This is a genomic window from uncultured Slackia sp. (genome assembly GCF_944321625.1).
GTDB lineage: Bacteria > Actinomycetota > Coriobacteriia > Coriobacteriales > Eggerthellaceae > Slackia.
In genome coordinates this window covers 1-14,127 of the sequence record NZ_CALUMA010000089.1, presented here as the reverse complement: position 1 = coordinate 14,127, position 14,127 = coordinate 1, and the positions used below count along the sequence as shown (strand labels likewise).

The 14,127-nt window shown below is 60.7% G+C and carries 12 protein-coding genes; 8 read left to right on the top strand and 4 right to left on the bottom strand.

From position 1 onward, the window contains the following. The first annotated feature begins 283 nt into the window (after positions 1–283). The 8 genes from Q0J60_RS07885 (at position 284) to rplT (ending at position 6,021) form a co-directional block, all read left to right on the top strand. Positions 284–1,306 carry an ABC transporter substrate-binding protein gene (locus Q0J60_RS07885; protein ID WP_294440323.1) on the top strand — a complete coding sequence of 341 codons (1,023 nt, stop codon included), beginning with the start codon at positions 284–286 and terminating at the stop codon, positions 1,304–1,306. Positions 1,307–1,424: 118 nt separating this feature from the next. Then, the gene (locus Q0J60_RS07880; RefSeq protein WP_294440321.1) at positions 1,425–2,201 is read left to right on the top strand and encodes an ABC transporter ATP-binding protein; all 777 of its coding nucleotides are present in this window, start codon (positions 1,425–1,427) and stop codon (positions 2,199–2,201) included. 93 nt (positions 2,202–2,294) lie between these two features. Continuing rightward, positions 2,295–3,221, top strand: a complete 927-nt coding sequence (locus Q0J60_RS07875) for a SufD family Fe-S cluster assembly protein (protein ID WP_294440319.1) — start codon at positions 2,295–2,297, stop codon at positions 3,219–3,221. Between the two features lie 173 nt (positions 3,222–3,394). Beyond that, complete coding sequence (locus Q0J60_RS07870) at positions 3,395–3,553, top strand: hypothetical protein (RefSeq protein WP_294440317.1); 159 nt, start codon at positions 3,395–3,397, stop codon at positions 3,551–3,553. Between the two features lie 60 nt (positions 3,554–3,613). Then, positions 3,614–4,585, top strand: a complete 972-nt coding sequence (locus tag Q0J60_RS07865) for a hypothetical protein (protein WP_294440315.1) — start codon at positions 3,614–3,616, stop codon at positions 4,583–4,585. A gap of 250 nt (positions 4,586–4,835) precedes the next feature. Then, on the top strand, positions 4,836–5,432 hold the full coding sequence (infC, locus tag Q0J60_RS07860; RefSeq protein WP_294440313.1) for a translation initiation factor IF-3: 597 nt from the start codon (positions 4,836–4,838) through the stop codon (positions 5,430–5,432). 14 nt (positions 5,433–5,446) lie between these two features. After that, positions 5,447–5,644, top strand: a complete 198-nt coding sequence (gene rpmI / locus Q0J60_RS07855; RefSeq protein WP_294440312.1) for a 50S ribosomal protein L35 — start codon at positions 5,447–5,449, stop codon at positions 5,642–5,644. A 20-nt stretch (positions 5,645–5,664) separates the two neighbouring features. After that, positions 5,665–6,021 (top strand): 50S ribosomal protein L20, encoded by a 357-nt coding sequence (gene rplT, locus Q0J60_RS07850; protein ID WP_294440310.1) that lies wholly within the window; start codon positions 5,665–5,667, stop codon positions 6,019–6,021. 148 nt (positions 6,022–6,169) lie between these two features. On the opposite strand, the gene Q0J60_RS07845 is transcribed toward rplT, so the two are convergent. The 4 genes from Q0J60_RS07845 to Q0J60_RS07830 all read right to left on the bottom strand — a co-directional run. Then, positions 6,170–10,411, bottom strand: a complete 4,242-nt coding sequence (locus Q0J60_RS07845; RefSeq protein ID WP_294440309.1) for a prealbumin-like fold domain-containing protein — start codon at positions 10,409–10,411, stop codon at positions 6,170–6,172. Then, on the bottom strand, positions 10,408–11,235 hold the full coding sequence (locus Q0J60_RS07840) for a class C sortase (RefSeq protein WP_294440307.1): 828 nt from the start codon (positions 11,233–11,235) through the stop codon (positions 10,408–10,410). The genes Q0J60_RS07845 and Q0J60_RS07840 overlap by 4 nt, the downstream gene beginning before the upstream one ends. A gap of 3 nt (positions 11,236–11,238) precedes the next feature. Beyond that, positions 11,239–12,735: a SpaH/EbpB family LPXTG-anchored major pilin gene (locus Q0J60_RS07835; protein WP_294440304.1), complete on the bottom strand. Its 1,497-nt coding sequence runs from the start codon at positions 12,733–12,735 to the stop codon at positions 11,239–11,241. Positions 12,736–12,924: 189 nt separating this feature from the next. Next, positions 12,925–14,127 (bottom strand): collagen binding domain-containing protein (locus Q0J60_RS07830; protein WP_294440302.1); only part of this gene is annotated, 1,203 nt, incomplete at its 5' end.

The window sequence follows — 14,127 nt, the reverse complement described above, 5'->3', positions numbered from 1 at the left end:
AGTCCAAGGCAGATGCGGTCGAAAGGACCCACGTAAGCGCGTTCACGCGCCATGACGCACGCTCCGCCACGCGGCGGAACACGGCGGCATGCGGATGCGTGCGCACGAGCATGGCGTATCCTAGAAGTAAGACGCACCCTCCGGCGATTTTTTGCGGCACGTCGTCGCACCGGGGGAGAGGGCGGCGCGGGCTCATCCGCAAAACCCCGGTGCGCGGGTGTGGGGGCAAAGACTAGGTCAGCCGGAAGAGGACAATTGAAACCTTGAGAAGAGGGAGCAAACCATGAAGCATCGCGCTTCTGTTCTGGCGATCCTCGCATGCGCGTTCTGCCTTGCACTGGGTCTTGCCGGTTGCAGCGGGCAGTCCGAGGAATATACGCCCGCCTTGAAAGACGCTACGGTGTCGTCGCCCGCTATCGGTGAGGACGGCACGTTGCGCGTTGGCGTGGCAGGTGGCGAAAGCGCCCCGTTTACGCTGACGTCGAACGACGAGGTAGTGGGCCTCGACGTGGATATGGCGGCCGCCATCGCCGATCAGATGGGTCTCAAGCTGCAGATCGTCAACGTCGAATCCGATGGTGAGACCGCTCTTGCCAACGGCGAGGTTGACATTCTTATGAGCCAGGTGTCCGACGGTACCTCCTCGCTGTGGCTTTCCGAGCCGTACATTCCTACCGCGATCGCGCTGTTCGCCGGGGCTGATGCGTCTGAGGTGCCCTCGCGCGAGAGCGCACCTTTGATTGCGGCACAGGGGTCTTCCACCAGCGCCTGGGCCGTGAGCACCGCGTACGGCGATAGCAGCCTTGTGTCGAGCGGCGATCTGATGTCGGCCTTCTCCTCTGTCGAGGAAGGCCAGGCGCAGTATGTCGCGGCGTATGCGGTCATCGGCACGTACGCCGCGCTGTATCAGAACGTCGACATGAAGCCCATCGCTCTGTTCGAGCAGCCGGGTGGCTACTGCATCGGTGTTTCGCCTGAGAACGTCGATCTTCAGCAGGCCATCACCGACGCGCTGTCGGCGGTCACCAGCGGCGGCATCTCGAACGTGATCAGCGCCAAATGGCTGGGCACCACGCTCGACCTTGCATCGCTGCCCGTCATCGAGAGCGCATCCACTCAGCCGAGCGACTCCGATGCGCCGCAGGATGAGGGCTCCGAGGGCAATGACGCTGAGGCCGATGCGAATGCCGACGCAGACGCAGATGCCGACGCAGACGCTTCCGCCGACGAGCAGGATGGCGCCGCCGGCGAGGGCGACGGCTCCGATGCGGGCTCCAACGCTGTGGTTCCGGGACAGGCCGCATAGGCTCAATTATGGATTTTCGTGAAGGGACGCGGGGCTTTTCGATATGCCTCGCGCCCCTTTGTTTTAAATGCTATTATCGAGGTAACAATTAGAAGCGACGCTTACGAAGGGCGGAATCATGCTTGAATTGAAGAACATCGTGTTCGAGGTTCCCGTCGACGAGCATTCCTCGAAGACGAAGCGAATCATCGACGACCTCTCACTCACCATCGAGGACGGCAAATTCACCGTCATCACTGGCCCCAACGGCGGCGGCAAGTCCACGCTCGCCAAGCTTATCATGGGCATCGAGCAGCCCACGTCGGGCACCATCCTGTTCAACGGGCAGGACGTCACGCACGCCTCCATCACCGAGCGTGCGAATCTGGGTATCGGCTACGGCTTCCAGCAGCCCGCGCGTTTCAAGGGCATGAAGGTGAAGAAGCTCCTGGAGCTTGCGGCGGGCAAGCGTTTGCCTGCATTGCAGTGCAACGAGTATCTGTCCAAGGTGGGCCTGTGCTCCGCGGCGTATCTCACGCGCGAAGTGGATAAGAGCCTTTCCGGCGGTGAGGTGAAGCGCATCGAGATTGCCACCATGCTGGCGCGCGATCCCAAGCTTGCCATCTACGACGAGCCCGAGGCGGGCATCGACCTGTGGAGCTTCGATCGTCTGACCGAAACGTTCCGCGACATCCATGAGGCGCGCGACGACCGCTCCATCGTGATCATCTCGCATCAGGAGCGCATCATCCAGCTCGCCGACGACATCGTGTGCCTGCGCGACGGCCGCATCGAGGATGCCGGCCCGCGCGACGAGATTATGCCCAAGCTGGGTCTGACTGACCGCGCGCAGTTCGGCTGCACGCTCACCACGCCCACTGAGCTGCATCTGACCAAGATTCCTACCACCTGCTAAATCCGCGGCCTTTTCGACTGGCGGAATTCAATGGGACGGCCTGAGGCGCAGCCTCCGCCGCCTGCAGATTCGCAACAGAGACAGGAGCCTATCATGGCAGAACTGAACAAGATAGATGAAGAGCTGCTCGCGCAGATCGCCGACCTCCATGGCATGCCGCGCGGCGCGTTCAACATCCGCAAAGACGGCCAGCTTGTCGAGCGCAGCTCCAGCGCGAACATCGATATCGAGGCGTTCACCGACAAGCAGGGCATCAAGATCACCGTCGCTCCCGGAACCAAGGGTGAGACGGTGCACATCCCCGTCATCATGACCAAGACGGGCATCACCGACGTGGTGTACAACGACTTCCATATCGGCGAAGGCGCCGACGTGACCATCGTCGCGGGCTGCGGCATCCACAACTCCGGCGACGATGCGACCGAGCACGACGGCATCCACAGCTTCTGGTTGGGCAAGGGCTCGCGCGTTCGCTATGTGGAGAAGCACTACGGCGAGGGCGAAGGCACGGGCGATCGCATCCTCAACCCCACCACCAACGTGTACATGGGCGAGGATTCGTTCTGCGAGATGGAGATGACCCAGCTCAAGGGCGTGTCCTCCACGGTTCGCGAGACCAACTGCGAGCTCGCCGAGGGCGCGAAGCTTATTCTGACCGAGAAGCTTCTGACCCACGGCAAGCAGACCGCTGTTTCCAATATGGATATCCGCCTGAAGGGCGAGGGCTCCAACGTGCAGGTCATTTCGCGCAGCGTCGCTCAGGATGACTCTTACCAGGTGTTCAACCCGCTCGTCGTGGGCGAGGCGGCGTGCCACGGCCACGTGCAGTGCGACGCCATCATCATGGGCAACGCCAAGGTGAAGGCCATTCCCGGCATCGAGGCGGCCAGCGAAGACGCCCAGCTCATCCACGAGGCCGCCATCGGCAAGATTGCTGGCGACCAGATTATCAAGCTCATGACGCTCGGCATGTCCGAGGAAGAAGCCGAGCAGGAAATCCTGAACGACTTCTTGTCGTAAGGTCGGCTTGTCAGCGCCAGAGAGATCCTCGCTGACGTTTTGGCTACCTGCGGATTTCTTTCTTGCATGCGCCCGTGCGCTATCAACACCTATGGAAACTCTACGGCAAGGCCCGCTACGGCGGGCTTTGCCCGTATAATAGAGCGGTTGGAATAATTCGAGAAGGGAAGAGCATGGTCGAAGATCGCGACGGTTATCGGGAGCAGACCGAGGAGGATCTCCAGAACGTTCCCCCGATGAGCACCATGCAGAAGACCATCCTCGCGATTGCGGGGCTCGGCGTCGCGTGCGCCGTGGTCTATATCGTTCTCGTCACGTTGGGCATCATCTAAGCCACGTGCAAACCAGGCTGGGCTTGGCTTCAGCCTGATGGATACGAAAGGCGGAACCGCATGGCCAAACACGCCAAACACGCAAAGCAGACATCTGACATCGAGGGCATGGAGCCTATCGAGGTCGAGGTCGCTGATGCGCAGCTCGATGGTCAAGAGAATATTGATCAGGGGGTCGATCCCCTCAGCCTTGCTACGGGGCAATCGCCCGATTTCGTCGCTCCCGCGGCGGATATGCACAAGCGCAAGTCGCGTCGCATGCGCATCGTCCTCATCGTTGTTTCCACCGTGCTGGTTGCGCTCATCGGCGCTTTGATCTATTTCGCATTCACGCTGGTCAATGAGGCGAGCGATGTGGCGTACCAGACTGCTTCGCGCAGCGATGCCACCACCGAATCGCCCGCCGCCTTGGCATCTGACGCGCAGGACGATGGCGGCCAGCAGCATGGCGACGTTCCCGCTCTGACAAGCCTGTTCGGCAAGACGGTGGATGACGCCGTTGCTGAAGTGGGTCGTGGCGCAACCGTCACGTCCGAGAAGGACATCAAGGAAGAAACCGGCAAGGGCGACGACAAGAAGACCGAGGTCGTCGGCAAGAGCGTTACCGTTGCACTGGCGGATGAGACTACCGACAACAGCGGCAACACCCCTACGCTCTACCTCGATTGCGACAAGGACGGCGCCATCACGCGTGTGGGTTACTCTACGTCGGTCGCGTCCCTGAACTATGCGGATATGAGTTTTGCCGACATCGTCCAGGAGGGCAATATCGTAGAGAACCTTCTCACGGATGCCGGTCTTCCTACCGATGACGGGGCGGTGGAGATGCCCGCGGCGGAGGATTATCGCACCTATGCCGACGACGGCACCACCATCGTGCAGGAGGCCTTCGGGTTCTCCGGAACCTCTACGGCGACGGACGGATCCGAGCACGAGTGGACGTGCCGTCTGTCTTACGACTACTCGGCAGCCAACGTGTCGGGCAACCTGGCCGATACCATCAAGCTCGTCCAGCTGTACATCAACGCATAGGGAGGCGCTCGGGTAACCTCCGTCTCGCCCATGTTCACGCCTTCTTCGCATACGTGGGCGGGAATTGTGAAAAAAGCTTGCATCTGGGCGAATCCGTGCTATTATTGGCAAGCTGTTTCAAGCGAAGGCCATGTGAGCCTTCCACCTGGTTCGGCGAAAGCTGATGGGTTTCGAGAATAAACGCACTGCGTAACTCTTGCCCTGCCGCTTTATGCCGCAGGGCTTTTTTGTTGCAGCAAGCACACCGCATATGCGGGATGAGAAGGAGGTGGGCGCAATAGCAGCTCAGGAGCCAAGGCTCAACGACGATATTCGTACGCGCGAATGCCGTCTGATCGGCTACGACGGTACCCAGATGGGTATCTTCAACACGCGTGAAGCTCTGAGGATTGCCGAAGGGCAGGGGATGGACCTCGTAGAGATCGCCCCCAACGCGCAGCCGCCGGTCTGCCGCATCATGGACTACGGAAAGTTCAAGTACGAGCAGGCAATCAAGGCCAAGCAGGCCCGCAAGAACCAGACCAAGGTCGAGATCAAGGAAATGAAGTTCCGCCCCAAAATCGATGTGGGCGACTACACCACCAAGAAGAAGCACGTGCTGCGCTTCCTCGAGGGCGGTGCCAAGGTCAAGATCACGATCATGTTCCGCGGACGTGAGATGGCCCACCCCGAGCAGGGTCTTTCCATTCTCGAGCGTCTCGCCGACGACCTCAAGGACGTTGCCGTGATCGAGAACGCCCCCAAGATGGAGGGCCGCAACATGCACATGCTCATCGCCCCGCTGCCGGCCAATACCAAGAAGGCAGCAGAGAAAAACGCCAACGAGCGTGAAACCGCAGGGAAGTAGAAAGGACATACGTCATGCCTAAGATGAAGACTCACAGCGGCAGCAAGAAGCGCTTCCGCGTCACGGGTACCGGCAAGATCATGCGCGCCAAGGCCTTCAAGAGCCACATCAAGACCAAGAAGAGCCCCAAGCGCATCCGTAATTTCCGTCAGGAGACCACCATCTCTTCCGCCGACCGCAAGGTCGCCGCTCGTGGTCTGGGCCTTCGTTAATCAAGGAGTAGTGATAGAGAATGCCTCGTGTTAAGCGTGCAGTCAACGCCCACAAGAAGCGTCGTACCATCCTGAAGCGTGCGAAGGGCTACTATGGCGCAAAGTCCCGTACTTACCGTGCGGCTAAAGAGCAGGTCCAGCACTCCCTGCAGTACCAGTACCGCGATCGTCGCAACAAGAAGCGCGAGATCCGTCGTCTGTGGATCACCCGCATCAACGCTGCGGCTCGCATCAACGGCCTGTCCTACTCCGTGTTCATGAACGGCCTCAAGAAGGCTGGCGTGGAGCTGGACCGCAAGGTGCTCTCCGACATGGCCATCACCGATCCCGATGCCTTTGCCCAGCTGGCTGAGATCTCCAAGGCTGCCCTTAAGTAATTAAGGCTTCTTGGTTTTCATTTGGTCTGATAAGCGGCCGCGCGATATGCGCGGCCGCTTTTGTGTTTTATGGCGCAAACGCCACATCAGCCATTACTTTCTTAATTGTTAGGGCGGCACCGCGGTACCCGGCGGCTTTTCGGTTTTCTTATGCACCGGGATGATGCTTCTGCCTTCCAAGAAAGCGAATCCCAGCTCCCGCCGCCACGGCCGCCACGCCCAAAAGCGTCATGCCGGCTATTCCTGGCGCGCCTGTGATAGGGAGCGACGGGCTTGCGACATTCGGTAGAATCCAGCCGTCTTTATCCGTGGAGGCAAATGCGGGAGGTTGCTGCCCTTGGGCTCCCGATACCGCGCAGATGGATGCCTTTTGGGGCAGAAGGGGGTCAAGGGTAATTGACCATTCGCCTGCGGGAAGCCGATAGCCCGAAGGCGCCCGCTTTTCAACGAGACGATACGTCCCAGGTGCAAGTCCCGTGAATTCGACGTTTGGATCGGATACGTCCGCGCCTACCGGCGTCCAGCCATCTTTCGGATTCGTTCCGATAAGGGCATCACCCGGTTCCCCTTCGCCATCAAAGCGATAGAGCTCGAATTCCGCTCCGTGGAGCTGCGACGATTCGTCAAGCTTGGTCGCGTTCGACGACAGCGCGTCGTTCACTCCTTCTGCATCGGCTTTCATGAACTTGAACGACATGGTTTTGATGCGCACCGCAGTGGGCTCATGATGGAGGGCCTTTGACGACGATGCTCCCGTTGCGGAATGCACGGTGGATGCAAGCCATGCCTGGTTGTAGGTGACATCGGGCTGGCTGTCGTGGACTTCGTGGGGCGCCCTCATGCCCAGGACTACGACAAGCGATTCGCCGCCCTGCAGTTCGAACGCCTCACCGCTTTTCGTATGCGAGCAATCGATTGCCACCGCCGTCACTTCTGCCATGGATGCGGGTTTCTCGGTCGTCCAGAGGGTCGCGTCATCGAGATCCCTGCAGTTTTCATCCGACAAGTCGATATCCATGGTCGTGGAGTAATAGATCACTGGGTCGATTCCTCTCGAAGCCACGGCGCTTGTGTCGATGTATTCCAGCGTCCCCTTCCATCCCTGCTGACCTCCTTCGGGTGCATAACTTTCTATTGCGTCGAAGATGATATTGCCTGTTGCCGCCGACCCTTCCTCGAGCGCGGTTCTGATTCGATACGAGTACGTCGCCCCGGCGTATACTTCCACCACTTTGGTTGCGTCTCCGGCCGATGTCCAAGCCGAATCCTCCGAAGCCTTTGCCGAAAGCTGGAGACCGTATTCGGCCGATGTGGGGTAGCTGAGCGTCGTCTGCGCCTTGCTGTAGAGCCAGCGCGGCTGGGATGACGCATCGCCGCAGAGATTGGCGAGCAGCATTCTGTCCTCGTCGGTCCAATCGCCGCCGACATAGGAGCTTCCTCCCTCTACGTCCGAAGGCGAGGCGTTCAGCCTGCCGTCCCATGCCGCCATGTCGTCGTTGCCGGACATATAGGCATAGCGGAACTTCGGCGAGGTTCCGTAATCCGCCATAGCGTCCCAGCTGTAGCTCCCGCCGAAGGAGAGTATGAAGCCCGACACGTACTGGTCGTTGCCGAAGGGCGCGCTGTATCCTGCGTTTCCGGCGGCGGTCCTGACTTCCACCTTGAGGAGCTCGCGCCCGGAATCGCGCCAGTTGGGAAACGACTCGACCGATGTGATTTCGGCAAGAGGGGAGTATTCGCTTGTCGATTTGCCAGCAGAGGTCGTCTTGGAGCGCTTGTCCCTCACGGCGCCACCCTCTATAGGGAGGTCGAAGGGGTCCACGTAGGGCTGACCGCCCGACAGCCGCTCGGCAGCGCGTAGCGTCGACGTGTCTGCGGCAAAGCCGGCTGGGAGCAGCAGGTAGAACGTCCCCGACGTTTCGGGCGGCTGCACGGAGGCGGGCAGCCCGGAGGCATCGCTCTCCTGCGTCCTGGTGTTGAACAGCACCTCCGCCCGAATGCAGCCGACATCGATCTTCTTTCCCACCGTGTCGTTGCTCGCCTTCGTCGCGTACGCCAGCATCGATCCGGCGCGGTCTGCCCTGACGAAGGCGGCGTCGGATATGGCGTGGTACATCGAGACCCCGTAATCGGCGCGGTCGCCCTCGAGAAGGGAGTCTGCTGCCGGGCTTCCCTGGGACCATCTGTCGGGCGCTCCTTCGAAGCCGAGCAGCGCGCCTTCGTCGTCGTAGGCGGCAAGCGTGTTCCCCTTGTAGCAGAGGATCGAATTCGACTGTCTGGCCAGCTCCTTGAGGCGTTCGCTCGGAAGGACCCTCGATGCGATCGTCAGGCCGAAGCCGGGGTCGCTGCGCTCGAGGTCGCCTATGCTTGCCGCCCAGGCCGTCGTTTCGAATTCGATCTTCACGCCCGTCGTCCCTGCGGGCAGAGCGAGGTCGTAGCGTTGCTCGCCGTCGTATTTTGAGAGGCGGTCGCCTGCGGTCCAATATTCCATCACGGTCGATGGGTCGAATGCGCGGACCTCCACGCCCTCTGCGAGGGGTTCGATTTCGGTGCAGTCGAGGCGTCCGCTTTCCGTCTGGGTCCAGCGCGCGGCGGGGGTCCAGGCGCCATCGTCGCCCCTCCTGACCGACAGCGTGATCTCGAGGGGCTCTATGGCGCCCTCTATAGGCACGATGGAGTAGGCGCCCGACTCGTAGTCGGACACGCCCCGGTGCAGCGTTACGGCGGCGGAGTTGATGTCGAGCACCGCCTCCATCTCGAACTCGTCTGCGCCCAGGCGCTTGTCGCCTATGAAGGCGAAATCGTCGACGAGCGCCATGCGGTAGGGCTTCTTTCCGTAGCTGGACACCTCGGTCGGGTCCAGCCCTTCGCCGAGCGTCTCCCCGAAGCATGAGGCGTATGCCGCGCTCGTGTCAACGCCCGTCGCGGTGCTTTGTCCCGCCTCGAGGCGTTCGATCTGGCCCTGCTGGTAGTAGTACGTCGCCTGCTCGGCGAGATCGGGTGCGCCGCGCCGCTTTTCAAGCTTGAACTGGTTGCCGGGCGGGGCGTCAAACCCGAGCTGGCGATAGGTGAACGTCCCCGCTCCCCGGGCCGTCTGAATCCCTTGCTCCAGGGATTCGAGGCGCGCCTCGGCCGCGAGCGTGAGCTCCGCCGCCCCCTCGACGAACTCGAGCGAATTTCTGTCGTATCGGATAAGCGCGGCGAAGCTCGCCGTCTGGCCCATCACGCCTATATCCTGGTTTTCCGACGCGGCATACAGGTCAAGGTGCCCAAGGCTGAGATCCGCCTCGGATGGGGCCTCGAACGCGCATGAGTCGGGGTCGAATTCTCCGCGCACGTTGCCGGGCGCGCCTCCTATCCATGCGTCACTGATGCCAATGACCTCCCCCTGCGTTGCGTCTTGGATATCGAGCGCGAGTGAGAAGGGGTGGTAGAGGTGGTCGAAGGTCGCGGTCGCCCTCCAGACCACGTAGAAGCTGTCGGGGTCGTCTACAGGCGCTTCGCCCCAGGCCTCGACCCAGGAGTCGTATGCCCCTTCCGCCTCTACGCCCACCGAAGACAAGGTGTTGCTCGTGGCTATGGTCGCCGGGCCGATTTCCGACCTTCCGGCCCCTTCGGCTTCTGCGTAAAGGGTTACAGGCTCGCTCGTCAGCTCGGTGTAAACGGGATGGCGCAGTCCGTCGTCCTCGCAGCCGTAGGTGCTGTCCCATTGGGCATCGTAGACGTAGTCGACCTCGCATACGAGCTTCGTGCCGGCGCCGATTCGGTCGGCATTGAAGATAACGATCTCGTGGGCTTCTTCATCGTGTCGATATTGCCAGCCGTCTGCGGATTGCTGGGGCGCCTCAGGAACGCCCACTTCGATTTCGAGGCCGGCTTTCAAGTGGGGCACCGTGACGGTGCCATGGAGATATTCGTATACGGTTTCATAGGGCTTGCCGTCTCGTGCCATGAACAGATGGTCGGGGATACGAATCGAGATCTCTCCGGCCTCGTAGTCGGCCGACCCGCTCGATGTCCACTCGACGGTCGCTCCGACCACCAAGGGGTTCAGATAGGCGTTGCGGGCGTCGTCTATGACGATGGATAGGCTGCCATCGTCGCCTATCGTCATCATGTCGTCGCCCGTATCGCGCCATCTGATAGAAACGCTCTGTTCGCTCGCCGCAGGGGCCACGGGAGGTGACGTCACCTCGGTGGAAGGCGAGAGCGTAATCGAAGAGGCGCCGCTGTCGCCTTGCGTGTCTGCGTCATCGGAAGATGCGTTCGCCGCCCAGGCGTATGCCGGATAAACGGCGGCAATCGCGAGCATGGCGAGAATCGCAGCAAGGGCGATGACGCGCCAGGTCTTTGGGCTTCGACGCCGACATTCGTTTCTGGCCATGCTCATGGTGTTCTCCTTCGGTGTATACAGGCGCTTGCCGTCAGTAGAGCAGCGAGCGCGAGGGCGAAAGCGATGAGGATCCCGACTTCTTTTTCGTCGTAAGTTGCCAAGTTCGCCTCTTCAAGGGGGCATCGTTCTCCCGTGACAAGGAGGCGATGGGTGTTCACGCCGTAGGGCGTGCAGGTGACAAGGGTGACGAGGTCTTTGCCCGGCACTGAGGCGATGCGTTCCATGTCGCCAGGGGCTATGGCTTCGATGTCACATACGCGATAGGCGAGGCTTTCCCCGAGAACGTGCAGGGTGAATGTGTCGCCTTCGGCAAGCTCGTCCAGCCGCGTGAAGAGCTCCGCTTCGGGGAGGCCTCGGTGCCCGGTGATGACGGGGCGGCATCCCTTCTCGCCTATCGGCAATGCCGTCTGCTCGAGGTGTCCGGCACCTTTCTCGAGCACTTCCTCCGACGTGCCGTGGTACACCGGCAGCCTTATGCCTATCTTGGGTATCTCGAGCGTCGCCATCACGCCATCGCCTGCGGCATTGAGCGCGTTCTGATACCCGCTTGGCAGCGCATATCCGCTTCCGGGGATGAAGGGGTCATGCACGGGGTCGCCTGCAAGCTCCTCGTTGTATTGGCGGGCGTCTGCCCAAAGACGCTTGATCTCAGCGTTCGTCAGGGCGGCTATGGCCTCATCGCTGGACTGGATCGCCGCGTCTTGGGCGTATCGAGCAAGCGCGTTGCTTACGAATGGATAGCTGAGCAGGCTTACGCCCAGCGTGAGCAGAAGCGCTGAGGCGACACGGACCCTACGGCGATTCGCTTGTTGCGGCCGCACCTGCTAGTGACGCTTCTCTTCTTTGGCGCGCCGATTTGCCGCGAGCCAGATTGCCGCCCCACTCGCTGCCAGAATGATGCCTGCGGCGATGATGGCAGTCGTCCCCATGCCGCCGGTGACGGGCAGCGTGAACCCGTGGGTATTCTGGATTTGAAGGAATGCATATCCAGGCGTCTTTGAAGCTCCGTCAAGCGCCCCGTCGCCATCTTCGTCGGCAACAATGGCCTTGAGCGGCGCAGCGAGCCTCAGATAGCCGTCAGGCGCCTTCGTCTCGGTGATGTAGTATTCGCCCGCGGCAAGCCCCTTGATTTTCAGCGTCCCGTCCTCGGCGACCGACACGGTGGAGGTTCCGCTTTCGCTCTGCGATGCAAGGTGGTACACGCCGGCGGCTTCCTGAACGAACGACAACGGGTTGGAGCCGTCTGCGGCATGCGAGACGCCGAACTCCGCACCGCCAAGCGGCGTCTCGTCGTCGCCGACTTTCAAGATTTCCAGGCCGTACGTGATCACTTTTGCTTCATCGGGTTTCTCGACGGATGAAGATTCGTCGTACGGATTGTTCGCGTATTCCACATGAGCGGTGTTCACGTTGCCGTCTGGGCCCACGGCCGCCGCCCCGTTCAGGGTCGCTTCGTAGGTCACGTGAATGCTCTCGAAGGAAGAGATGAGGTCGTAATCGAAATCCATGCTGAACGAGGCTTCCGGATGCCCGTCCTCGTCGAAGACGAAATGCGTGCCATTTTCCAGCTGAGTTTCCTCGTCGCCTTTCACGCCGAATACCTCAAGCGTCTCTTGCTTGATCGTCAGGCCCGCCGGCAGCGTATCGCATATCGCATACGAGGTCGTGTGCGCTTCGCTCGGATAGACCGGTACGGCGGCGACTATGTCGAACGAGAGCGTGTCGCCGATTTGCGCGGCGCTCGAGTCCTGATCGTTCACGGTCTTGGCGATAGGGACTTCCGACGCCTTGATGGTTATCGTTGCGGTTTCGGGGGCGGCCCAGGAGCTGGATTCTTCGCTCCATGATTGGATCAGGGCTGTAGCGCTGGGTCGATACACCTTAAGGCCGTTATCGACGAGTACGAGATATCCTCCGAGAGGAAGGTTCTCAATCGTTCCGTTTCCCGTTCGCGCTCCTTCATTATCAAGCGATATTTCGCCGGATAAGATGGCGGATGCAAGGGCGTCGTAGAATGCAGCGGCCTCTCCTGCGGGTCTTCTGTCGACGAGCTCGCCGGAGTCCGATAGCGTGGCGTTGAACCCGCTTGCCACATTGCCGCCATCGTCGATGTATGACGGGAAATGCTGTCGCACCCATGATTGAACGTCTGGTGCCCAGGTGAACATCGGGTCGTCGGGCGCAAGGGTTCCTTCGTCGTAGTTGACTGCAACGATGCGGTACGCCGTTACGTCGACCGAATCCTCAACTCCTTCTATGGCAATGCCACCCGTGGCGGGGACTGCCCATGCGGGCCTTGCAGCAAAGGGGGCGATTGCCAAGACGAATACAGCAATAAGAATGCATGCGGCCACAATTGTCGAGAGGTGTGTTTTCTCGCCGAGCGGGGCGTTTGGGGCAGATGCTCCGTGTCGGACGAAGGTTGACGATGCCTGTCTCATAATGGTTCCTTTCCTTGTGTGTCTTGCGGGTGTTTTGCGTCCGGAATCGCGCGCTCTTCCGTGGCGGGCCTATCGAGAGAGATGAAGTTGGGAGAGGTTTTCCATTTGCACGCGACGTTTCGAGTAGGCGGCGAGTGCAGCGCCCCCTGCGGCGGCAATGCCGAATCCCGCCGCGATTTGCCATCGCCCGTCGAATGTGCGGGGAAGCGATTCGATTTTTCGATTGAACAGCACTATCGTCTGAGCTTCCGCCGTGTCTTTCACGACGAATTCCACGTCGTTTCCGGCGGAATATCCAGCTGGAGCGCTCATTTCCTGGACGACTAAGCGGGCGCCTACGGGCAGGTGGGTGAACATCTGAGGCTGCTGCCCGGCGGCCGACCACGACGATTCCTCGTTGTTGCGAATGGATACGACGGTTCCGTCCTCCCCTATAAGGCGGAATGTTCCTCCGCTGAGAAACGCTCCTTGTTCAGCCGCGATGCGCTCCTCATTCTGGTCGGGGGAGGCAAGGCTTCGCATTCGCTCCCATGCATCGGCGTCGGCTTTGTAGACCGCCACCTTGGTGAAGTCATTCGTGAGCTCGATGACCGCTGTCGAATCTTGAGGGCTTTGCGATTCGGAGGATACATACTCCTCCTTGCTCGCGTACCAGCCGCCCTCAGGCGAGAGGTAGCGCGTCGCTTCGGTTGCCCCGCATACGTACCCGAGATCGGCTCTGGCGGCGGTTTCCCGTATCAAATAGGTGGCGTCATTCGGCAGGCGCAAGAAACGCGCCTCTCCATTCGAGTCGGTGCATTCGATTGCAAGGGGTTCGCTTGATTCGGCGCCATGATCGCCTTCGCCATCCTTGTTACTCTCGTCCTCCTCGTTGCCTTGGTTATCGCCTTCGCCGCCTTCATCTCCTGCGGTTTCATCCATCAGGAATATCGAGAATTCGACGCCTTCGATTCCTTCGCCTGATTCGGCATCGGTTTTCTTCACGACGATTTCGGTTGGCTTCTCCTCAAGCGTCAGATTCGCTTCCACCATTGCGGTAGCGCCGTCGACGTACTCAAGCGTTACCGTGTGCGCATCGGGATCCAAAACGTATCCATCGGGAGTTGAGACCTCATGCACCTCGTATACGGCCGATCCGTCGCCCAGAGGAAGTCCTTCAAGGCGCCACGCACCATCCTCATTCGTCGTCGCGGTGCCTGCGACATCGCCCGCTGCCAAGGCCGTCGTCCCATCGGGCATGGTTATGTCATACGCCGCGCGCACCTCGTATAC

What these genes read in the sequence shown, in the direction of transcription:
- Q0J60_RS07870 (WP_294440317.1), top strand. Translation starts at nt 3,395, where the DNA reads ATGGTCGAAGATCGCGACGGTTATCGGGAGCAGACCGAGGAGGATCTC.
- rplT (WP_294440310.1), top strand. Translation starts at nt 5,665, where the DNA reads ATGCCTCGTGTTAAGCGTGCAGTCAACGCCCACAAGAAGCGTCGTACC.
- Q0J60_RS07845 (WP_294440309.1), bottom strand. Translation starts at nt 10,411, where the DNA reads ATGAGCATGGCCAGAAACGAATGTCGGCGTCGAAGCCCAAAGACCTGG.
- rpmI (WP_294440312.1), top strand. Translation starts at nt 5,447, where the DNA reads ATGCCTAAGATGAAGACTCACAGCGGCAGCAAGAAGCGCTTCCGCGTC.
- Q0J60_RS07865 (WP_294440315.1), top strand. Translation starts at nt 3,614, where the DNA reads ATGGCCAAACACGCCAAACACGCAAAGCAGACATCTGACATCGAGGGC.
- Q0J60_RS07885 (WP_294440323.1), top strand. Translation starts at nt 284, where the DNA reads ATGAAGCATCGCGCTTCTGTTCTGGCGATCCTCGCATGCGCGTTCTGC.
- Q0J60_RS07880 (WP_294440321.1), top strand. Translation starts at nt 1,425, where the DNA reads ATGCTTGAATTGAAGAACATCGTGTTCGAGGTTCCCGTCGACGAGCAT.
- infC (WP_294440313.1), top strand. Translation starts at nt 4,836, where the DNA reads ATGCGGGATGAGAAGGAGGTGGGCGCAATAGCAGCTCAGGAGCCAAGG.
- Q0J60_RS07875 (WP_294440319.1), top strand. Translation starts at nt 2,295, where the DNA reads ATGGCAGAACTGAACAAGATAGATGAAGAGCTGCTCGCGCAGATCGCC.